The organism is bacterium (assembly GCA_029210965.1).
In the GTDB taxonomy this organism is placed as follows: Bacteria; BMS3Abin14; BMS3Abin14; order BMS3Abin14; family BMS3Abin14; genus JALHUC01.
Genome location: JARGFZ010000045.1, coordinates 1 through 21,483 on the forward strand (window position 1 = coordinate 1; position 21,483 = coordinate 21,483).

Annotated in this window: 22 protein-coding genes and 2 pseudogenes; 7 read left to right on the plus strand and 17 right to left on the minus strand. The window is 58.9% G+C overall.

The genetic code is table 11. The features are described 5' to 3' along the window. Positions 1-44 precede the first annotated feature (44 nt). The 4 genes from P1S59_12500 to P1S59_12515 all read right to left on the minus strand — a co-directional run bounded on the left by P1S59_12500 (position 45) and on the right by P1S59_12515 (position 2,003). Positions 45-275 (minus strand): hypothetical protein, encoded by a 231-nt coding sequence (locus tag P1S59_12500; GenBank protein ID MDF1527072.1) that lies wholly within the window; start codon positions 273-275, stop codon positions 45-47. A 174-nt stretch (positions 276-449) separates the two neighbouring features. After that, positions 450-707: a hypothetical protein gene (locus P1S59_12505; GenBank protein ID MDF1527073.1), complete on the minus strand. Its 258-nt coding sequence runs from the start codon at positions 705-707 to the stop codon at positions 450-452. A 97-nt stretch (positions 708-804) separates the two neighbouring features. Then, positions 805-1,560, minus strand: a complete 756-nt coding sequence (locus P1S59_12510) for a c-type cytochrome (GenBank protein MDF1527074.1) — start codon at positions 1,558-1,560, stop codon at positions 805-807. Positions 1,561-1,766: 206 nt separating this feature from the next. After that, positions 1,767-2,003 carry a hypothetical protein gene (locus P1S59_12515; GenBank protein MDF1527075.1) on the minus strand — a complete coding sequence of 79 codons (237 nt, stop codon included), beginning with the start codon at positions 2,001-2,003 and terminating at the stop codon, positions 1,767-1,769. 179 nt (positions 2,004-2,182) lie between these two features. On the opposite strand from P1S59_12515, the gene P1S59_12520 reads away from it, so the two are divergent. Together P1S59_12520 and P1S59_12525 are read left to right on the plus strand one after the other, a co-directional pair. Next, complete coding sequence (locus P1S59_12520; GenBank protein ID MDF1527076.1) at positions 2,183-2,446, plus strand: AbrB/MazE/SpoVT family DNA-binding domain-containing protein; 264 nt, start codon at positions 2,183-2,185, stop codon at positions 2,444-2,446. Beyond that, positions 2,443-2,844 (plus strand): putative toxin-antitoxin system toxin component, PIN family, encoded by a 402-nt coding sequence (locus tag P1S59_12525; protein MDF1527077.1) that lies wholly within the window; start codon positions 2,443-2,445, stop codon positions 2,842-2,844. The genes P1S59_12520 and P1S59_12525 overlap by 4 nt, the downstream gene beginning before the upstream one ends. A gap of 63 nt (positions 2,845-2,907) precedes the next feature. Here P1S59_12525 and P1S59_12530 read toward each other — a convergent pair. The 4 genes and pseudogenes from P1S59_12530 to P1S59_12545 all read right to left on the minus strand — a co-directional run bounded on the left by P1S59_12530 (position 2,908) and on the right by P1S59_12545 (position 5,158). Continuing rightward, a pseudogene (locus tag P1S59_12530) lies at positions 2,908-3,121 on the minus strand (HIT domain-containing protein). A gap of 523 nt (positions 3,122-3,644) precedes the next feature. Next, positions 3,645-4,199 (minus strand): hypothetical protein, encoded by a 555-nt coding sequence (locus P1S59_12535; protein MDF1527078.1) that lies wholly within the window; start codon positions 4,197-4,199, stop codon positions 3,645-3,647. 35 nt (positions 4,200-4,234) lie between these two features. Next, positions 4,235-4,459 carry a hypothetical protein gene (locus P1S59_12540; protein MDF1527079.1) on the minus strand — a complete coding sequence of 75 codons (225 nt, stop codon included), beginning with the start codon at positions 4,457-4,459 and terminating at the stop codon, positions 4,235-4,237. After that, positions 4,460-5,158 carry an ATP-binding protein gene (locus P1S59_12545; protein MDF1527080.1) on the minus strand — a complete coding sequence of 233 codons (699 nt, stop codon included), beginning with the start codon at positions 5,156-5,158 and terminating at the stop codon, positions 4,460-4,462. Between the two features lie 224 nt (positions 5,159-5,382). Here P1S59_12545 and P1S59_12550 point away from each other — a divergent pair, with 224 nt between their 5' ends. The 4 genes and pseudogenes from P1S59_12550 (at position 5,383) to P1S59_12565 (ending at position 10,214) form a co-directional block, all read left to right on the plus strand. After that, positions 5,383-5,955, plus strand: coding sequence for a TetR/AcrR family transcriptional regulator (locus P1S59_12550; protein ID MDF1527081.1), 573 nt, complete (start codon positions 5,383-5,385; stop codon positions 5,953-5,955). A 75-nt stretch (positions 5,956-6,030) separates the two neighbouring features. Then, entirely contained in the window at positions 6,031-6,603 is a 573-nt protein-coding gene (locus tag P1S59_12555) for a biotin/lipoyl-binding protein (protein ID MDF1527082.1), read from the plus strand. Beyond that, a complete protein-coding gene (locus tag P1S59_12560) occupies positions 6,536-7,126 on the plus strand; it encodes an efflux RND transporter periplasmic adaptor subunit (GenBank protein ID MDF1527083.1) in 591 nt (196 codons plus the stop codon). The genes P1S59_12555 and P1S59_12560 overlap by 68 nt, the downstream gene beginning before the upstream one ends. 5 nt (positions 7,127-7,131) lie before the next feature. Then, positions 7,132-10,214: pseudogene (locus tag P1S59_12565) on the plus strand (efflux RND transporter permease subunit). Between the two features lie 122 nt (positions 10,215-10,336). Here the strand turns inward: P1S59_12565 and P1S59_12570 are convergent. From P1S59_12570 to P1S59_12610, 9 genes are all read right to left on the minus strand, one after another. Then, positions 10,337-11,947, minus strand: a complete 1,611-nt coding sequence (locus tag P1S59_12570; GenBank protein ID MDF1527084.1) for an FAD-dependent oxidoreductase — start codon at positions 11,945-11,947, stop codon at positions 10,337-10,339. Between the two features lie 85 nt (positions 11,948-12,032). After that, complete coding sequence (gene glpK / locus P1S59_12575) at positions 12,033-13,523, minus strand: glycerol kinase GlpK (GenBank protein ID MDF1527085.1); 1,491 nt, start codon at positions 13,521-13,523, stop codon at positions 12,033-12,035. A 334-nt stretch (positions 13,524-13,857) separates the two neighbouring features. Beyond that, the gene (locus P1S59_12580) at positions 13,858-15,636 is read right to left on the minus strand and encodes an ABC transporter substrate-binding protein (GenBank protein MDF1527086.1); all 1,779 of its coding nucleotides are present in this window, start codon (positions 15,634-15,636) and stop codon (positions 13,858-13,860) included. A 101-nt stretch (positions 15,637-15,737) separates the two neighbouring features. Next, entirely contained in the window at positions 15,738-16,010 is a 273-nt protein-coding gene (locus tag P1S59_12585; GenBank protein ID MDF1527087.1) for a DUF2160 domain-containing protein, read from the minus strand. 19 nt (positions 16,011-16,029) lie between these two features. After that, entirely contained in the window at positions 16,030-16,833 is an 804-nt protein-coding gene (locus P1S59_12590; GenBank protein ID MDF1527088.1) for a carbohydrate ABC transporter permease, read from the minus strand. Then, a complete protein-coding gene (locus P1S59_12595) occupies positions 16,830-17,702 on the minus strand; it encodes a sugar ABC transporter permease (protein MDF1527089.1) in 873 nt (290 codons plus the stop codon). Before P1S59_12595 ends, P1S59_12590 begins: the two co-directional genes overlap by 4 nt. Positions 17,703-17,709: 7 nt before the next feature. Further along, a complete protein-coding gene (locus tag P1S59_12600) occupies positions 17,710-18,789 on the minus strand; it encodes an ABC transporter ATP-binding protein (protein ID MDF1527090.1) in 1,080 nt (359 codons plus the stop codon). After that, on the minus strand, positions 18,776-19,900 hold the full coding sequence (locus P1S59_12605; protein ID MDF1527091.1) for an ABC transporter ATP-binding protein: 1,125 nt from the start codon (positions 19,898-19,900) through the stop codon (positions 18,776-18,778). Before P1S59_12605 ends, P1S59_12600 begins: the two co-directional genes overlap by 14 nt. Before the next feature lie 237 nt (positions 19,901-20,137). Further along, complete coding sequence (locus tag P1S59_12610) at positions 20,138-20,938, minus strand: DeoR family transcriptional regulator (GenBank protein ID MDF1527092.1); 801 nt, start codon at positions 20,936-20,938, stop codon at positions 20,138-20,140. A gap of 306 nt (positions 20,939-21,244) precedes the next feature. Between P1S59_12610 and P1S59_12615 the strand changes: the two genes are divergently transcribed. Then, on the plus strand, positions 21,245-21,483 hold a 239-nt coding region (locus tag P1S59_12615; GenBank protein MDF1527093.1), incomplete at its 3' end, for a hypothetical protein.

The window sequence follows — 21,483 nt, forward strand, 5'->3', positions numbered from 1 at the left end:
TAAGCAAGATCATCTGCAAAACCAAGTGACAATGTCATAAATTGCTAAATTCCCGCCCTGACCCCCAGAATCCCAGAATCCTGACCCCCAGAATCCCCCTCCACTAGATCCAGGTCCATCGACTGGTACTTGTTGTTGCTGTAGATCGAGACGCATGAACCTCCGGTCAGGACCACCCGGATGCCCTTGTTTTCCAGGTGGTTTTTTCCTGGCCCCAGGAACTGGACAAAAATAGCCCCGCCGGCGGTATCGCCGGCGGGGCTATTGTGATCCAAGCACTGAGGCTTATGCACTCTGGATGTTTGATGCCTGGCACCCTTTGGGGTCAGAGCTCAGATTCTCAGGTTTAAAATCATAATATGAGAACCTAAGCTCTGACTCCAATTACACCAATCACAGGTTGATGTGCAACCACTCCTGGTTAACTCCGTGTTCGGCTTCCCATATTCCTACTTCTTTATACCGTGGTTCTTAAGAGCTTTTTCCACGTACTTTATCGGGGCGTTCAGTTCTACTCCCAGGTCGTTCCGGCACAGGTTGGCGGCGAGGGCCAGGTACCCGTTGATCAGGTACTGAAGCTCTGCCAACTCTACCTGGGTCAGATCTGCTTCCAGAAAGGCCGGTGCGAAACCGGTCAGGAACTCGGCGGTCTTGGAAAGTGCTATCCCCTCGTCCAAGGTCAGTACCCATCCGAAATAGGCCAGCATGTTCAGACCGTGAATTTGTCAATACCTGATACACTCAGGTGGAATATTGCTCAATTCCCGGCCTGACCCCCGACGACGACCTTCAAAAGTTCCGAACTTACAGAGTCTGTGAGTAGGTTAACAGGTTAACGGTATCGGGATCCGACAGACCCTTATCCGCCACAGTGGATGGCATCTTTGACCCAGGATGTCCCCACCGAATCTTATGGAGCGTTTCTTGCGGGTTGTCATTGGCCAACCAGCCAACACCCTGGGGTCCATCCTTATCCTTATTAAAATCGATTTTGTTTCCATCTGCACCATGGCATGCGGAACAGCCCGAACCATAAAGGGTCTTTCCACTGGCTGCATCGCCTACGGGTTTACCGTCGGTGTTCAGAGCCGTGTTGATATCTATGAGGCCCTCACGGATGAACTTCACCAGTGCCCAGACATTTTCGCTGCTTGCCGTCAGTTCCTTAATCCCGTGGCTGCCTGACGTTATGGCCTTAAACAGCTCATCCGGGCTCTTGTTCCTGGCGCCGTAAACTCCGTCGATGCCCGTATAGTGAGAACCCTTTTTGTAACGCCCTTCTTTACCGATATAATCCCACCCATGGCACTCCTTGCACCTCCAGGTGTCGCCGCCCGATTTCTTCCCGTCCATCGGGTAAAGGGGATGATTGCCGCTGACTTCGGCACCGGCGATCTTGTACCATTTGTCGTATAGCAGTCCCCCCAACTTCAAGTCAGCCTGCTTGTATGCAGCCGGGACATCCTCGGCAGCAAGCATGCCCGGAGAAACAGCAAACACTGCAGTCATTACAAAGGCGACAACAATCGTGAAACATAAACCTAATATAACCTTCTTCATATGATTCTCCTCCAAAATTCCCCATCCTTTTAATCAAATCTAAACTAACCAAAGACAAGTTGCAAGGTCAGAATTAAATAATGTAAGTAACACGTGAACTGTTCGGGTTTTTAGCACACGAGTTGTCCGGTTCATACTGGTTGCCGAGTAGGACCTGGGATCGTAACTTGTATTTTAACCTTCACCACTCTTATTTTAGACTGTTTCTAAAACCTCCCCTCCCTCACCTTCCTCTTTCCCAGCTTCTTCACCACCTTTGGTTTAACGGGTTCGTTACCCTCCAGCACTCCCTCCCCCTCGTAGATCTTTTGGCGCATCAAGCCGCCCGGGGCGAGACCCATTTCCATAAACTCCTCATCCATACCAACGCACATGCTATAGAGTACACTGCTATCTCTATCAAGGCCTGAATAAGGCAGCTTTCCGTATTCTTCCTTCTTCATGGGATAAGCGATAATCTGCACACCGCGGTGCTCGGCAGGAAGATCAAGATCGACCTGGCGTCATTAATAAGCGGAAGGTGGAAAGTGGAATACGACTCCGTGTTTTGCCGGAAAAAATGGTTTGAAACCAGGATAAAGCTGAGACATTCTTACTGGTAAGAAAGGTGAAAGGAGGTACTATGAAGCCAATTGCAACGACAAAGATGTCTTCAAAGGGACAGGTCGTCATCCCGGAGTCCATCCGCGACCTGCTTAACCTTGAAGCTGGTACTCAATTCGTGGTGATTGCCGAAGATGATGTGGTTATTTTAAAAATGATCAAGCCGCCCTCTATGGAAGACTTCGATGAGGTTATTTCCAAAGCAAGAAAACAGGCAAAGGAAGCCGGGCTCACACCCCTGTCGGCGGCCGAAACTATCGCACAATACCGTAAGTCCCGATGAGGATCGTCCTGGACACAAATGTGTTCGTGTCGGGGGTGTTTTTCGGAGGGCAGCCGGGCAGAATCCTCACCGCGTGGCGTGACAAAATGGTTCGGCTCGTTCTTTCTCATGAAATCCTGGAAGAATATATCGAGGTGCTCTATCGTCTCGAGAAGTTGTACCCACCCATTGAAGCAGAACCTGTAATAGAACTTATCCTGGCAGGGTCAGAGATCATACCTGCGGTGCCCCTGGAAAAACCGGTTTCGTGCGACCCGGATGATGGCAAATTCATTGCCTGTGCCCTGGCATCAAAGGCCAAAGTGATCGTCAGCGGCGACAAGCATCTATTGTCCCTGAAGCGTTTCCAGGATATTGACATTTTGAGTCCTTCTGAATTCGTGCAAAAGTACCTGTAAGATCGAAAGTTCTTTTTGAATCCGCCAGCAGAGAAGGGGGAATCCGTATCCAGGGTCCAGGGTCTAGATCCTGATCCCCTGATCTATTATCTCCTGTCTCTTAGCACTAGTCTTTGAATCCCGAGCCTGGTCGAGGGGCCAGTACTTCGCCTTCCCCGGGAAGACGTGCCTCACCCCTCCCCTCGGATCCTCCGTGTCCCCCTTTATAACGTGGAATCAAATGCACATGCAGGTGCATGACTGTCTGGCCGGCGGCCTGGCCGTCGTTGATGCCGATAGGGGGTGCAGGAGCAGAGGAACAAGTGCACCGGTGCACATGTGCACTAGTGCACTGCTTAACTGGTGTAGTCGGACTCGGAGATGATCCGATCGGGATCCAGGTTGCAGAAGGGGCAGTCCTTTTCGGGCATGGCGTATTTCCTTGAAAAGCGGCAAAAGCTGGCTCTCGCAGAGCCGCAGGGGACGCAGGGGGAGAAAACTACTCATTTCAAGCTAAAAGTACTAATTAAAAATGATATCACAGCGTATCCCACCCTGTGAGTTAATCGTATTTGGGGCGTAAAAGTTAAGAAAACGGGGCACGATCCCACGGGTTTACCCTCACTGAAGAACCAAAAATACAATGAGGGGGATCATCCGAATCCCCCGGTGTCAGAGCACTTTGGCACTTAGAAATCAGGCTTTTTCTCCTGATTTCCTTCCGGTTTTACTACCTGACCTGCCCTGATCTACTTTTCTGAAGCTCCAAAAAGATAAAATACACCGAATCAGTGCCCTTCAAATAGCTCATTCCGGCAAAATCAGCCATTTCCCTCGCCCGGGCTCTGACACCGGGGGTTTTCAAGGAATGCGTCCTTGAGAAGACGGCTCTGGAGATCGTAGGCGCGCCTGGGATCGGCGGGCTGGCCGATGATGGAGATCTCCTGGGTCAGCAGGCGGGAGATATGCATGACGTGGGTGTCGCGTTTGCGCATCTCGCGGCGGTACAGCGGGTGGTCCTGGTTGATGTAGACGACGTTGCTCTCCGTAAAGCATTCGGGGCCGTCGGCGCCAAAGTAGTCCAGACAGCAGGTGATCCCCATCTGCCCCAGTTTGATCTTCTGGATGACGGCTCTGGGGGTCAGACGCCGGACCGTGGGATCCTTTTCCCGGGGCTCCCCCTCCTTCCCCCCGGACGCCTTCCCACCAGGCGCAACCTCCTCGACAGCGGGCTCATCCACTTTTGCCGCCCCCTCCGCCGTCACAGCCGGTTCCCCGGCCCCGCCGGACTCCTCGCCGAAAGAGACCGGTCCGAAGGGGGATATCTCCGGATTCCTCGCCAGCGCATCCTGTATTCTGACGAGGGCCTCCTTCAAGACCCTCCTGTAGCGGTTCTTTTCTTTTTTGCCGCTTAAGGTCCGCAGCGCCCGCCGGCCTCCTCCATGACCTCGAGGGCCGCCTCGTTGAAAACTGCATATTCCTGCGTGTCGACGATAAAGCCGCTCCTGTCGCTGGTGATGGGAAGAAAATCAGCGTTGATCTCTCCCCTGACGCGCGCCGCGTCGCCTCCCCAGGTTTCCATGCCGAACATCTCCCGTTTCACAAGGACCCCCTTGACCCTCACATTGATCCCCATTTATCTGGTGGAGCTCCTCGATTCCGGAAGGATGTAGATCTCCCCGTGGATGAGACCGTAGTCAGTGCCCTCCATGAAGGGGATCCGGTGACCGGAAAATTCCCTGGGCCGAACCTCCTTGTCGTTCAACACCACACGAAAGTGGGGCGCGCGGATGGGAACGCTCTCGGTGACGACCCTTTCCAGGTCCTCCGTGGAGAAGGTCTTTTTCAACTTCGAGATGGTGACGGTGGTCCCGTCTCCCCGGGAGGGATCAGGTTCGTGCACGCGGATAGGCAGGGTCCACTGCCCCGGCTCGGCTTCCCATGATTTTTTGTCGAAGATCACCGAGGCCGCGAATTCACCTCTCTGGGTGGAGACCTCGAAACTCCTTCCTGTCGTCAGCGCGGCGAACTTGCCGATGCCGAACTGGCCGATCAGTTCACGGTTAAAGCGGGGGGACTGCTTCCGGATCCGTTTTTCCGGAGAACCGATGTTGAAATACTGGACGAGGCCGTCAAAATCCATTCCGTTGCCGTTATCCCAGACGATGATCCGATCTTTGTCGACGGATACCCTTACCTCCGTGGAATCGGCGTCGTAGGAGTTGTTGATGAACTCCCTGACGAGCTCGATGCTCCTCGAATAAAGCTGCTCGCCGATGGCGATCAGATGGCTCTTGTCCACGGTTACGGGGATCGTCTTGCGGTTTTCGCTCATGGGATCTCCTGTCGGCGGCGCCGGCAACAGGCAAAAGCCGTTCACTCGATTATGGTGACAGGCCTGAAAAGTAGCAGAGATAAGCGATCCGTGGCAAGGAGGAGATGCGGGCCGGGCACCGCCGGCCAAAACCAATCTCGGATTTCGGGGGGGGACCCCCGCTTGACAATTGGTAAAAAACAGACACTATGCGGAGTGAATATTCACTCCGTAAGGGGGATCGTATGTCGCAACATAGCGGTGAAAAGCACTCGGCGATCATGGAGGCTGCTCTGGATCTCTTTGTGGAGTGCGGCTTTCACGCCGCCCCCACCTCAAGGATCGCTGAACGGGCCGGAGTGGGTGTCGGCACCATCTACCGGTACTTCAGGAACAAGGAGGAGCTCATCCACAGCATTTTCGACGAAATGCACCAAAGGTTTCACGAGCGGTTCGAGCATCGGCTCGATATGAGCGCACCCCTCAGGGAACGCCTGACCTCCGTGCTTGGCAGGCTGCTGGAGATCTTCATCGCCTCACCCCGGGATTTCCTGTTCCTGGAACAGTACCACTATTCCCCCTTCGCCGCAGCGGACCGTCAGGAGCTCCCGGCCGAAGAGCACGGCATCATCCGGCAAATGCTCCGGGAGGGCAAGGAGACCGGCCTGTTCAAGGATGCGGCCGTCCCCGTCCTCCAGGGCATCGCCCTGGGCCCCGTCATCTTCCTTGCCAAGGAGCACATCGCCGGACGGCTTTTTGTCGACGCGTACACCGTGGAACTGGCCACCCGGTCCTGCTGGGACGCTCTTTTGAAATGATGGCGGCGATCCTGATCCCCGGGCCCCTCGATTCAGGACCGTCCGCCGGTCGGCGCTGAAAGGAAAGGACCAGAAATGTGCGATGACCATCTGAAAAGCCGCGGGGAGATCCACCTGCCCGGACCCCGGAATAAGGGGCGAAGCCGGTGGCCGGCGTCAACGGCCGCTTTTACCCTGGGACTCCTCCTCTTCATGGGTACCGCGATGGCGCAGGAGGAGAAGGGCAGGGACGAGGGAAAATCCGCGACCCCGCCCAGGCAGGGCATGCCCGTGGAAGCAGCGGCGGTCCGGACCATGCCTGTCGCCAGGGAGATCACGGCGGAGAACGCCGGGCGCATCGTCGAGGTCTCCTTCGAGGAGGGGCAGAAGACCGCGAGGGGCCAGGTTCTTGTGCGTCTCGACCGGTCCGTACTGGAAGCCCAGCGTAACCGGGCTGAAGCGAGCCTGACCCTTAGCCGGGCCAACCGGGACCGCTCGGAGGTCCTGCTCAGGGAGGAGGCCATCTCTCAACGGGAGTGGGACGAGGCCAGCGCACAGTGGCGGCTGGACGAGGCAAACTTGCGCCTGGCCCAGGCCCCAGCTGGAGAAAACGGTCCTTCATGTTCCCTTCGACGGGGTCCTCGGCCTCAGGTACGTCAGTTCCGGTGAATACGTACAGCCCGGCCAGTCCATCGTTACCCTCGACGACACCGATCCCATAAAGATCGATTTCAGGGTCCCCGAGACATACAGTGCCGGCCTCCGGGCGGGACAGACCGTCCAGGTGCAGGTTGACGCCTCTCCCGGCAAGACCTTTTCAGGACGCGTCTACGTTATCGCCCCGAAGGTAGACCCGCAGGGCCGCAGCCTGCTGGTCCGCGCGGAGGTACCCAACCGGGACGGGTCCCTGCGCCCGGGGATGTTCGCCCAGATCAGGCTGATCCTGGAAGAAAAGCCCAACGCCCTCATGATCCCGGAACAGGCGCTGCTTGCCAGGGGAGAGAGCCGGTACGTCTATAAGGTCGTGGACGGGGCTGTCGTGGAGGCCGCCGTCACGTCCGGACTGCGGCAGCGGGGGCTGGTGGAGATCACGAGCGGCCTTTCCCCCGGGGACACGGTTATCACGGCCGGACAGATGAAGGTGAGACCCGGCTCCCCGGTCACCGTCCTCCCCGCGGCGGAAGGGAACTGACGGCCATGTTCCTATCCGACCTTTCCATCAGGAGACCGGTCCTGGCCTCCATCATGAGCCTGGGGATCATCCTTGTCGGGCTGGTCAGCTACCAGCGTCTGTCGGTGCGCGAGTACCCCAGGATCGACGAACCCGTGGTGAACGTGGACACCACCTATTCAGGCGCTCCCGCGGAGATCGTCGAGTCCCAGGTCACGCAGCCCCTGGAGGAAAGCCTGGCCGGCATCGAGGGTGTCGACCTCATCACCTCGATCTCCCGCCCGGAGCGGAGCCAGGTGACGATCAAGTTCCGCCTTGACCGGGACATCAACGAGGCCGCCAACGACGTGCGCGACCGCGTTTCACGGGCCCGGGGCCGCCTGCCTTCGGAGGTCAGCGAGCCGAAGATCAGCAAGGTCGAGGCCGACGCCATGCCCGGCATCCTTCTCACCTTCTCCTCTTCGAAGCACACTCCGCTCGAGATCAACGACTACGCGGACCGCTACGTCAAGGACCGGCTCCAGAACATCCAGGGGGTGGCCAACGTCCGGATCCTCGGAGAGCGGCGTTTCGCCAGGCGCATCTGGCTCGACCACATGCGCCTGGCGTCCTACAGCCTGACCGTCCAGGAGGTGGAAACCGCCCTTCGCCGGCAGAACGTGGAGATCCCCGCCGGCCGGATCGAGTCCGCCGAGCGGGAGTTTACCGTGCTGTCGGAGACGGACCTGCGGACCCCCGGGCAGTTCGAGGGCATTATCCTGAAAAACGCAGGAGGATACCTCGTGAGGCTCGGTGACGTGGGGCGCGCGGAGATCGGCCCCGAGAACGAGCGGATCGTTCTCCGGATGAATGGCGAGCCAGGGTTGGCGCTGGGGATCGTGAAGCAGTCTACGGCCAACCCCCTTGACGTCTCGAAGGCTGTCCGCGAAGTTCTGCCCTCGCTGAGGGAGTCCCTTCCCGACGGCATGGACGTGCAGATCGGTTACGACACCTCCGTCTTCATCGACCACTCCATCAGGAACGTTTACCATGCAGTGGGCGAGGCCATTATCCTCGTCATCATCGTCATCTACTTTTTCCTCAGGTCGGTCCGCTCGACACTCATCCCCCTCGTCACCATCCCCGTGTCCCTCATCGGCGCATTCGCCCTCATGTACGCGTTCGGGTTTACCATCAACACCCTGACGCTCCTGGCCATGGTCCTTGCCATCGGGCTCGTGGTGGACGACGCCATCGTGATGATGGAGAACATCTTCCGCCACGTGGAGGAGGGGATGCCGCCGATACGCGCCGCATTCCAGGGCAGCCGGGAGATCGGCTTCGCCATCATCGCCATGACCCTCACCCTGACGTCCGTCTACGCTCCTATCGGCTTCATGCCCGGGAGAACGGGGCGCCTCTTCACCGAGTTCGCCCTGACCCTGGTGGGCGCTGTGCTGGTCTCCGGGTTCGTGGCCCTGACGGTGTGTCGCCCATGCTGGCTTCGAAGCTGCTGCGGCGCCGTAAGAAGCACATGGCGGTCTACAACATCATCGAAAAGTTCATCGTGGGCATGACCAACGGGTACCGCAGGCTGCTCATCCTGGCCCTCAGGGGCAGCGTCGTGGTGGGTCTGGGCGTCCTCCTCGTGGCCGCCGCGGCCTGGTTCCTCTTCGGTGCCCTCAAGTCGGAGCTTGCCCCTGTCGAGGACCGGGGTGTCATCCTGAGCATCGGCATGGCCCCTGAGGGCTCCACCGTTGCCTACACGGACCGCTACGCGAGAATGATGGAAGACACCCTGGCCAAGGTCCCCGAAGTGGAACGCTACATCTCCATCATCGGCTACCCCGCCGTGTCCCAGGTCATCTCCTTTGCCAGCCTCAAGGACTGGGGGGAAAGGGAGCGCAAGCAGCAGTAGGTCATCCGCTAGCTGCAGCCGAAATTCTTCGGGGGCATACCGGGCATCCTGGCCTGCCCCATCAACCCGCCCTCCCTGGGGCAGCGGTCCATCGCCCAGCCGGTGCAGTTCGTAATCCAGAGCTCGGCGCCCTACGAAGAACTCCAGAAAATGACAGAGAAGGTCGTTGAAGAGGCAAGGCAGTGACCCGGGTTCATGAACCTGGACACGGACCTGAAACTCGACAAACCCCGGATCTCGGTCCAGCTGGATCGGGAAAAAGTGGCGGACATGGGCCTGGATGTCGCCACGGTGGGGCGCACCCTCGAAACCCTGCTGGGAGGTCGGCAGGTCACGCGCTACAAACAGCGCGGCAAGCAGTATGACGTCATCGTGCAGGTCGAGAGCGCCGACAGGGAAACGCCGTCGGACCTTTCGTCTATCCACGTGCGCGGCGCCGGCGGGGAGATGGTGCAGCTGTCGAACCTGGCGATGGTGACGGAGACCGTGGCCCCCAAGGAACTGAACCACTTCAACCAGCGTCGGGCGGCCAAGATCTCCGCAAGCCTGGCCCCCGGCTACACCCTGTCCGACGCCCTGCCGGTCCTCGAGGAGATAGCGGCCCGCGTTCTGCCCGCCGGCGCGGTCGTGGACTACGACGGCCCTTCCCGCGAGTACAAGGAGAGCAGCGCGGGGGTCTACGTCACCTTTCTGCTCGCCCTGGCCTTCATCTACCTGGTGCTGGCGGCGCAGTTCGAGAGCTTCATCGACCCCTTTATCATCATGCTTTCCGTCCCCCTCAGCGTGACCGGCGCCCTGGCGGCCTTGTACCTGACAGGGCACACCCTGAACATCTACAGCCAGATCGGCCTTGTGACCCTGATCGGCCTCATCACCAAGCACGGCATCCTCATCGTCGATTTCTCCAACAAGCTCCGGGAACAGGGCCGCTCCAAAATCGATGCGGTCGTGGAGGCGGCGACGCTGCGGCTGCGCCCTATCCTCATGACTACCGGGGCCATGGTCCTGGGCAGCCTGCCCCTGGCCCTGGCAAGGGGAGCGGGGGCCGAGAGCAGGCAAGCCATCGGGTGGGTCATCGTCGGGGGTATTTCCCTGGGCACCGTCCTGACGCTTTTCGTGGTGCCCACCGCCTATTACATCATTGCGCGGGGGAGAAAAAGGGTCGTCCCCGAAGAGGACGCCCTTTCCGGGACGGAGGTGGCCGTTGCCTGATCTGGCGTGTCTATGTATCCAAGTATCTAAATGTCCAGTAAAAACTTTTCATCTCTGTCATTCAGGGAATCATACTTGCGGCGTGGCAAAGGCGGGGCACCAGGCACCAGACACTGCTCTTACTACAGCACCGCCAGACGGTCGTTCACCATCTCCCTTTCCCTCTGCACCCGCTCCTCACTCCATTTCATCTCCCCGCCCATAAGATCGATGACCCGCCCGGAAGCTTCCATGGCCGCAGCGGTGTCCAGCAGGGCGAGGGCGGTGCGGTGGGCAAGCACGTCCATGGCGTGCTCGGCGCATTCGTGCCGCGCCGCGTATATCACCTCGGCTTCCAGGTAGGGGTGGCTCTTTGCCAGGGGGGCTCCGTAGCCTTCGGCGGCGATGCGGGCAACCGCCACGGCCCGGTCGCCGTAGGCGCGGTTAAGGTGCATGGCGGCCTTTGCGTCCAGGCCGTACTCCTCCACCAGCCTGGCGTCTCCCCTGGGATCGTATTTTTCACCACCCCATATGTAAATACCCTCCGTCCGGCATCCGCCGGCGGGGCTCAGGGAGAAACTGCGCACGGCCAGATCGACGACGTCCAGGGCCATCTTGCGGTAGGTGGTCCACTTGCCTCCGGCGATGGTGATGAGCCCTGAAGGGTCCTGGTCGATGAGGTGGTCCCTCGTCAGCCTGGCCGTGTCCGTGGCCTTTGGATCGAAGATGAGAGGCCTTAACCCCGACCAGGCGGCCTTGATGTCCGACTCGGTGACCGTAAGGTCGAAGTAGCGCGCGATGTGGCGGAGAAGGTACGCGATATCCTCCTTGCTGGGTCGCGGGTGCGCCTCCACCTCGGCAGGTTCGTCGGTGGTGCCCACCAGGGCGTGCCCCTCCCACGGCAAAACGAACAGGACCCTCCCATCCTCCGTTTTGGGGATAAGCAGCCCGGTGTCCGGCGGGGCGAAACGTTTATCGAGGACGATGTGAATGCCGGAACTGGCCTTGAGCATGGGCCGGGACGCCGGATCGTCCATGAGGCGCACCTTGTCGGCGAAGGGGCCGGTGGCGTTGACCACGACACGGGCCCGCACTTCCCAGGACTCGCCGGACACCGAGTCGTGGAGCTTTACACCCGCCACTTTGCCCTCTTTCTTTATGAAATCGGTGACGCAGACATGGTTGGCGATGACCGCCCCGTGTTGCGCCGCTGTAAGGGCGATGCACACCGTCATCCTGGCGTCGTTAAACTGCCCGTCGTAGTAGAGCACGCCGGCCTTGAGACCCTTTGCGTGGAGCATGGGGAACCGTTCGAGGGCTTTGGACCGGCCCAGAAGACGGCTGTTCCCGATGCTGGCCGATCCTGACAGGAGGTCGTAAAGCTTGAGGCCCGCCAGGATGTAGGGGATCTCCATCCACTTGTAGAGGGGGGTGACCAGGGGCAGGCGGTTGCTCAGGTGGGGGGCCAGGCGCAGCAGGATACCGCGTTCCTTAAGGGCGTCGGTCACCAGGCGGTACTGGCTCTTGTCCAGGTGCTTGACCGCCATCTCCAGGTAGCGGACGCCGCCGTGGAGCAGTTTGGTGCTGCGGCTGCTGGTGCCCTCGGAAAAGTCGTTCTTCTCCACGAGGGCGACCTTGAGGCCCCGACTGACAGCGTCCAGCGCCACGCCGCACCCGGTGGCCCCTCCCCCGATGACCACCATGTCGAAGATCTCGTCCGTCTTCAGCCCTGGAAGAATATCGGCTCTCTTCATGACCTTATCTTCTCCCCCATGACCATTATCTCCTGTCTCTTATCCCTTATCCCTTGGCACTTAGCTCCCGCCTCCTCCCTTCGCCCTAAGATGGCCTGGCCCAACCCTTTGTCCTTTCGACGGCCCTCTTCCAGTCAAGGCTCCGGGCGTCGCGCTCCGCTTCCGGCATGGAAGGCTCCCACCGGCGGTCCGGAGTCCACTGCCTGGCGATGGTCTCCTGGTCCAGTAGCCCGGCACCGATGCCGGCGAGGTAGGCGGCGCCAAGGGCTGTTGTCTCCGTGACCCTGGGGCGCACCACCGGCGTGCCCAGGATGTCCGCCTGCATCTGGAGCAAAAGGTCGTTGGCCGCGGCACCACCGTCGGCGCGCAGTTCCCGCAGGGTGATGCCGCTGGCCTCTTCCATGGCGTTGATGGCATCGTGGGCCTGGTGGGCCATGGCCTCCAGGACAGCCCTGGCCAGGTGTGCCCTGTTGGTGCCACGGGTGAGCCCGACGATGGTGCCCCGGGCGTAGGGATCCCAGTAGGGCGCTCCCAACCCAACGAGGGCGGGCACGAAGTACACGCCCCCCGTGTCGGGCACGCTGGCTGCGAGCTGTTCGATCTCCCCGGCCTCCTTTATGAGCCCCAGACCGTCGCGCAGCCACTGCACGGCGGCTCCGGCAACGAAAATGGAACCTTCCATGGCGTACTGAGGCTGTTGTCCCTTTATTTGCCAGCCTATGGTAGTTAGCACACCCTCCCCCAGGACCGGCTTGGGGCCGGTGTTCATGACGACGAAGGCACCTGTGCCATAGGTGTTCTTGGCCATGCCGGGTTCGAAACAGGCCTGTCCGAACAAGGCGGCCTGCTGGTCTCCGGCCACCCCGGTGACGGGGATCGCCTGTCCGAAGAGGGCGGGATCGGTCTCGCCGAACAGACCGGCGGAGGGTTTCACCTCGGGAAGGATTCCGGCCGGGACGTTGAAGATATCCAGAAGCTCATCGTCCCATGAGAGGTCGTGGATGTTAAACAACAGGGTGCGGCTGGCGTTGGAGACGTCCGTGGAGTGAATCCGTCCGCCACTGAGGCGGTGCATGAGCCACGAGTCCACGGTCCCGAAACAGAGCTCTCCGGCCTCGGCCCGGCTCCGGACCCCGGGAACGTTGTCCAGGATCCAGGCCAGCTTTCCTCCGGAAAAGTAGGGATCCAGAACCAGTCCGGTCTTTTCGCGGATCGTTGGTTCCAGGCCCTCCTCTTTCATGCGGTCGGTCAGAGCCGCTGCCCGCCGGTCCTGCCAGACAATGGCGCGGTGCAGGGGCTCCCCCGTGGACCTGTCCCAGGCGACGGTGGTCTCCCGCTGGTTGGTGATACCGATGGCCGCGATCTCTCCGGGAGCCGCGCCTGCCCGGGAGATGGCCTCCCTGGCGGTGTCCAGTTGGCTCTGCCAGATCTCCCCGGCGTCGTGCTCGACCCATCCGTCATGGGGAAAGTGCTGACCGAACTCCTGCTGGGCAACGCTCACGACGCTGCCGTCCAGGCCGAAAATCATGGCCCGACTGCTGGTCGTGCCCTGATCCAGGGCAAGCAGATATTTCATGCCATCCTCCTTTGACCCGACCTAGGAGTCTGTCGGAGAACCTGTCTGTCTGATTAGACAGACAGGGCACAGACTCCTAGCTGATTTGTCGGGATATGCATTTTTTCGGTTCCGTACCCGAAATCCGTCGAGGAGTTCGCCCAAACCTGGATTTCGGGTATAACTCTTGAATTTCGCTCGTTTTTTTCATAACAAAAGTCTTATATTTCCGACTAGCTATCTCAAGGAGCCTGGGTGGGTTCTCCGACAGACTCCTTGAGTACGGGTGAAAGGTAAAAAAAGAGGGGTGGGGCAGGGTACCCCACCCCTCTTTACTGGAGTGCTTGGAACGCTGCTAGCGCACTTTTCCTGCGCGCCAGGCCTTGATCAGCGTGTCGTAATCGACAGTTTCTCCCTTGGGTTTTTCGTTCTCGAGCTGGGGTTTGGGAGCACCCGGCTGCCCGAGCCAATAAGCTTCATCCTTCTTTTCGTTAAGCTTGGGACCGCATTCGGCCTGCACGTTGGCTCGCTCGATGCGGGCCATAACATCGTCCATCTCCTTGGCCAGGTTGTCCATAGCCGTGCTCACGGTCACCTCACCGGCGACCGCCTCACCGATATTCTGCCACCACAGCTGAGCCAGTTTCGGATAATCCGGAACGTTCGTGCCGGTGGGCGTCCACGAAACACGGGCGGGACTGCGGTAAAACTCCACCAGCCCGCCGAGCTTGGGAGCGCGTTCGGTGAAAGACTTGTCGTTGATGTCGCTGTCCCTGATGATGGTCAGTCCCACGTGCGACTTCTTCAGCGATACGGTCTTGGCGACTGTGAACTGCGCGAAGAGCCATGCGGCCTTGCGCCGGTCAACAGGGGTGCTCTTCAGAAGCGTCCACGAACCGGCATCCTGATACCCCTGCTTCATGCCCTCCTGCCAGTACGGGCCGTGGGGGGAGGGAGCCATGCGCCACTTGGGAGTCCCGTCCGCGTTGACCACGGGGGTTCCTTCCTTGACCATGTCCGGGATGAACGCCGTGTACCAGAAAATCTGCTGGGCAACGTTGCCCTTGGCCAGGCTGGGCAGGGACTGGTAGAAGTCCATGCCGAGAGCCCCTGGGGGCGCGTACTTCCGGAGCCACTCCATGTACTTGCGAAGGGCGTACTTGGCGGCCGGGCTGTTGGCGGCGCCTCCGCGGCTCACACTGGAGCCCGCGGGGCGGCAACCCTCGACCCTGATACCCCACTCGTCAACAGGTTTGCCGTTGGGAAGGCCAACGTCACCGGCGCCGGCCATGACGAGCCAGGCATCTGTGAAGCGCCAGCCGAGGTCCGGGGCCTTCTTGCCGTAGTCCATATGGCCGTAAATAGCTTTGCCGTCAATCTCCTGGACGTGCTCACTGAAGAATTCGGCGATGTCCTCGTAAGCTGACCAGTTCACCGGAACGCCCAGGTCGTAGCCGTAGAGTTTTTTGAACCGTTTTTTGAAGTCGTCTCTCTGGAACCAGTCATAGCGGAACCAGTACAGGTTCGCGAACTGCTGGTCAGGGAGCTGGTAGAGTTTACCGTTAGGAGCGGTGGTGAAGCTCTTGCCGATAAAGTCATCGATGTCCAGGGTCGGCAGGGTGGCGTCCTTCCCTTCGCCAGCCATCCAGTCGGTCAGGTTGACGACGTGACCGTAGCGGGAGTGGGTGCCGATGAGGTCTGAGTCGTTGATATAGGCATCGAAGACGTTCTCACCCGACTGCAGCTGGATCTGCAGCTTCTCGATGACGTCCCCTTCCTGGATAAGGTCGTGGGTGACCTTGATCCCTGTGATCTCCTCGAAAGCCTTGGTCAGTACTTTCGATTCATAATCGTGGGTCGGGATGGTCTCGGAAACGACCTTGATCTCCATGCCTCTGAAAGGCTTTGCGGCCTCGGTGAACCACGCCATTTCCTTGAGCTGGTCCGCCTTGCTGAGGGTCGAAGGCTGGAACTCATTGTCCACCCACTTTTTGGCAGCGTCACTGTACTTGTCGGCGCTGACAGTCAGGGCCTGCCCGGCGATGAACGCCGCGCAAATGCCCAGGACAACCCCGCTCCGCACCAGGAAACGAAGCTTGCCCTTTCCAAGTTTTCTTCTGAGCGCGTACCCCATGGCCCTACCTCCTTAGCTTCCCCTCGACATTGGTCGAAACCAGCGGGCCGAGGGGGGCACCCGCTGCTTCATTCAATACAGGATGCGATGATTACGGCAGATCAGCCGTAGCGCATCATGAGGGTCAAAAAGATCACTGAGATCCCTAACGCTATCCAGATGCTCATATCGGTGACAGCGAGCCACCCGAGGTGAATATAACCGGAACCCAGAAGTCCAATGAACAGCCGGTCGCCACGGTGAGTTGCAATGGGCAGCAACCCCTTTCGCAGAACCGATGGGGAAACGATCTGCCAGACCGTCATCCCGGCGAGAATGGCCGCGATCACGATGAAGAATACCGCTGTGGGCAGGGTCCACGCCATCCACTCCATGTTCACGGCAACTCTCCTCTCATACCCTGCCCAGGGCAAAGCCCTTGGCGATATAGTCCCGGACGAACCAGATCACAAGAGCACCGGGGACTATAGTGAGGATGCCCGCGGCGGCGAGAAGTCCCCAGTCCAGGCCGCTTGCGCTGACCGTGCGGGTCATGGTGGCGGCGATGGGCTTGGCGTTGGTCACCGTCAGGGTCCTGGCGAGGAGGAGTTCCACCCACGAGAACATGAAGCAGAAGAAGGCGGTCACACCGATGCCTGTGCGGATCAGGGGCACAAAGACCGTCAGGAAGAACCGGGGGAAGGTGTACCCGTCGATATAAGCCGTCTCGTCGATCTCCCGGGACACTCCGGACATGAACCCCTCCAGGATCCATACGGCAAGGGGCACGTTGAACAGGCAGTGAGCCAGGGCGACCGCGATGTGAGTGTCAATAAGCCCGAAGGTCGAGTAGAGCTGGAAAAAGGGCAGAAGGAACACTGCCGCGGGGGCCATCCTGTTGGTGAGAAGCCAGAAGAACATGTGGGTGTCGCCCAGGAACCGGTACCGGGAGAAGGCGTAGGCGGCCGGCAGGGCGGTCAACAGGGATATGACCGTGTTCATGCTGACGTAGATGATGGAGTTGATGTATCCGGAATACCAGGCCGAGTCCTTGAATATTTTGACGTAATTCGCGAAGGTCGGGTCCCCGGGGTAAAGGGAGAACGCCCCCAGGATGTCCGCATTGGTCCGGAGGGACATGTTGAGCATCCAGTAGATGGGAAGCATCAGCAGTCCAAGGTAGATGGCAAGGGCTATGGACCTTTTGCTTATCCTCATGACCCTTCCCCCGTTCCCACTCGCTGGAGCGCCTGGTAGAACAGGTAGCTGAACAGCAGTACGATCATGAAGTAGATCAGGGAGAAGGCCGCCGCGGGACCAAGGTCAAACTGACCCACCGCCACCTTGACGAGATAGATGGAAAGGAAAGTGGTTGAGTTCCCCGGGCCTCCGCCCGTGAGAACGAACGGTTCGGCGTAAATAAGAAAACTGTCCATGAAACGCAGTAATATGGCGATGGTCAGCACTCCGCGCATCTTCGGGAGCTGGATGTACCGGAAGGTCGCCCATGGGGTCGCGCCATCGATCCGGGCAGCCTGAAAGAAGGCTTCCGGGATCGCCTGGAGTCCGGCATAGGCTAAAAGGGCCACCAGCGACGTCCAGTGCCACACCTCCATCAACATGACTGTGATCCAGGCATCCAGGGGCGACGCGGTGTGGTCGAACGCCACACCGAGACCGTTCACAATGACGCCGAATAACCCTATGTCCGGCCGGGTGAAGATGATCCAGATGGTTCCTATGACGTTCCAGGGAATGAGGAGAGGCAGCGCGAGGAGCACGAGGGTCACGGGGACGCCGATGCCGCGCTTGGGCATGGCCAGGGCGATGAGCACGCCGAGGGGGATCTCGATGAGCAGCACCAGACCGGAAAAGATAAACTGGCGCTGCAACGCGTCATGCAACCGGCTGTCGGACAACACGTTCCTGAACCACTCGGTGCCCACGAAGACCCGCTCGCCGGGGCCGAAGATGTCCTGGACGGAGTAGTTCACCACCGTCATCAGCGGAATGATCGCGCTGATGGCGACGATGATAAACACCGGAAGGACAAGGAACCAGGCTTTGTTGTTGTGTGGTTTGTTCATCACTCGATCACTCCAATAGTTGACCGTCGGCGTAAAGCTTGGTCCGCTCCGGAGGGAAGTTCAGATAGCCTGGCCCGGGGCTTATCTCCTGTTTCTCCCAGAGCTTTACCTTGACGACCTGTCCTCCAAACTGAACCGCGGCGATCTGAAAGGACCCCCTGTCCTCAATGGAAACAATGGCCACCTCAACGGCTCCTTCACTCTTTTCCCGGTCCAGTTTGAGAAATTCGGGCCGGATGCCCAGTTCCAGGTTCCCGTTGGACGCATGGGCCCCGGCCCGGCTGTCCAACTGAATGCGCCCGCCATCCACGATCGCCACGTTGCCGTCAAGCCTGCAGGGCAGGAGGTTCATTCCCGGGCTCCCGATGAAATAGCCCACAAATGTGTGACGGGGATTTTCAAAGAGCTCCTGGGGCGTTCCCACTTGCAGGATACGGCCCTCGTTCATGACAGCGACCTGGTCGGCGAAAGTCAGCGCCTCATTCTGATCGTGGGTGACGTAAATGAACGTCCGGGCGAAACGCTCGTGGATCTCCTTGAGTTTGCGTCGGAGCTGCCACTTTACGTGTGGATCTATGACGGTCAGGGGTTCGTCGAAAAGGATCGCTGCCACGTCGCTGCGAACAAGTCCACGGCCGAGGGATATCTTCTGCTTACCGTCTGCTGACAGGCCGGATGCTCTGCGATTGAGGTCTGACTGGAGATCAAGCATCCTGGCCACTTCGTTGACCCGTGTCTGGATATCCTGCTTTCCCATGGCGCGGTTCCGAAGGGGGAATGCCAGGTTATCGTACACCGTCATGGTGTCGTAGATAACGGGGAACTGGAAAACCTGGGCGATATTTTTTTCCTTTGTGGGGAGGTCGGTGACGTCCAGATCGTCGAATTTCACCCGTCCCCGAGTCGGTTGAATGAGTCCGGAGATGATGTTAAGCAGGGTCGTCTTGCCGCAGCCTGAGGGCCCGAGAAGGGCATAGGCCCCGCCGTCGTCCCAGGTGATGTTCATGGGCTTGATGGCCCATTCGCTCTCCTGGCTGGGTTTGTCTTCGTAGCTGTGGGCAATATCCTGAAATTCAATACGCGCCATCGGTGGCCTCTTCAGGTTCAGACTGCTGTATTGGATTGGCGAAGGGGGAGCGAACCAGTTTTCCCGATCCGTCGTATGCGAACAAACCTCTCGGGTCCACGAAAACGCGGATCACCTCACCCAGCCGGAATGTATGCACACCTTCCTCAAGAACGACCCACGTAATGCCGTTGAGTGACAGGTGAATGAAGGTCTCCGAACCGCTGATCTCAGCCAGTTCTACTCGCGCTTCGATCTCCACGTCCTGCGGGAAAGTGCGTGTTATGGAAAATCTGTGGGCCCGCACCCCGAAACAGTATTGGCCCGGGGCAAGTCCGGCCATGTGGGGAGGCAGGGGAAAACGGATCTTATTCGCGATCCGTACCTCGTCGCCTTCTATGACTCCTTCCAGGAGGTTCATGGGCGGATCACTGAAGATCTGACCCACGCGTATGGAATCGGGGTTGCGATAAACATCTGCAGTCGGGCCGGTCTGCAGTACCCGGCCTTTGTCGATGGTGAAAACGGTTCCCCCAAGCAATAGCGCCTCCGAAGGTTCGGTGGTGGCATAGACGACTATCGTCTGGCGCTTGTTGAATATCTCCCCCAGTTCCGTCCGCAGCTCCTCCCGGAGCTTGTAGTCCAGGTTGACGAGGGGCTCGTCGAGAAGCAGCAGGCCGGCCTCTTTGATGAGAGCCCTCGCCAGTGCCGTACGCTGCTGCTGGCCGCCGCTCAATTCTGCAGGCTTCCGGTGGAGTTGAGGGGTGATGTGGAGCATCTCGGCGGTCTCGCGGACCCGCCGGTCGATCTGGCCCTTGTCCACCCCCGCACGCTTGAGGGGGGAGGCGATGTTTTTGTAAACGGTGAAGGAAGGATAGTTGATGAACTCCTGGTAGACCATGGCCACGTCGCGCCTGCGAACGGAGTGGCCCGTGACATCCTTGCCGTCTACCAGAACGCGCCCCGCGCTCGGCCGGTCCAGTCCCGCCATGAGTCTCATGAGGGAGGTTTTCCCGGACAGTGTGGGGCCGAGGAGAATGTTGAGAGAGCCGGGCTCGAGCTTCAGATCGACCCCGTAGATGTGGGAGTCGGGCCCCACTTTTTTGACCACGCCTTCCAGCGTCAGCGACATATCAGGAAGGTCCTTTCGTTGTCAGATCCATGGCGTCGGATGATGTCCCTGCGCCTGGCTCCCTGGACAGAGGAAACCCAATCAGGCAACCAAGGCTCCGCTTTGCACCGGATGTGTAAAACATCATTCCAGGTTGGTTTGCCATGAACATTATCATACGCACCTTATGTTCACAAAAGAAAATAAAGGGTGGCTATATTTTCGCTTTAAAACATATCAAAGGGAACAACCCCTTTATCACATCCCATTCAGGGCAATGTGAAGCTTCACGTTGGCATCTGCGAGAATTCGACATATCTCATCGGGAGGCCTCTTGTCGGTGAAAAGTGCATCTATCTGGGACAACTGACCGAGCCTTACCATGGGTTTCCGCCCGAACTTGGTGCTGTCGGTGGCGAGGAATACCTTGTGGGAGTTGACCATGATAGCTTGCGCCACCCGAACTTCGCTGTAATCGAAATCCAGGAGGGAGCCATCCATGTCTATGCCGGAGATACCGATAATGCCGAAATCGACCTTGAACTTCTCGATAAATTCGATAGTGGTATCGCCAGTGATCCCCCGATCCCTGTGCCGTACGACACCGCCGGCGACAATGATCTCGAAGCTGCCGTTCTGGGATAATATGGCAGCGACGTTGAGGTTGTTGGTGATTATGCGAAGCCCCCTGTGGTCGCGCAGGGCCTTTGCAACCTCCTCTGTGGTCGTGCCGATGTTTATGAAAAGTGAAGTCTGGTCCGGGATATGACTGGCAACCATCCTGGCGATGCGGATCTTTTCGTCCAGGCAAATAACCTGGCGTGTCGAATAGGGGATGTTTTCCACGGTGGCCGGCAGGCCGGCTCCGCCGTGGTGTCGTCGCAGCAACCCCTCGCGGCAGAGCAGGTTAATGTCCCTTCGCACGGTCTGGGTCGTTACGTGGAAGGTTCTCGCCAGCTCGTCGCTGGACACGAATCCGCGGCTCTGAACCAGCTCGAGGATCTCCCTTTGTCTCTTGTTGTGTAGTTTGGTGGAGCCTGGAAGGACCGGTTTCGGCATGGAAAATCACTCCCGTGGAAAAATGTACCTGTGGAGTGGATTTTTGTTCTCTTGCGCAGTATACCACGATTTCGGGAGAAATGTTCGTTTACGAAAAAAAAGCAGCAACAAATGACTTTTGGGCCCCATTCTGCGTAACGGCACAGCAATTATAACCTTAAAAACGGGCGAAAAACGGTATTCGGGTCGGCGGCTTCGCCCTTCGCTTTTGGCCCTGTTCTTTCCCCGCTCCCCCATGCATCCATGCACCTGTGCATTGCCTGTATTCCACTTTCCACTTTCCACTTTCTACTCTATTTTATCCCCATGCTCCTACTCGTCCTTGTCTACCTTCTCATCCCCATCGCCTTTACGGCTGTTCTGTATATTACAGGTGTCCGCTCCCGGAAGGTCCTGGCTGTTCCACCTGCGGCTTTTGTTCTGCTGCCTTTCCTGCTGGCAGCCGCCCTGGGAACCATTGGGGTCAGGAACCATTGGGGTCAAGGCGTGAATTTCACAATATCCCTGTCAACCTTAAGCCTATCATATCCCCTCAATAGCATTTG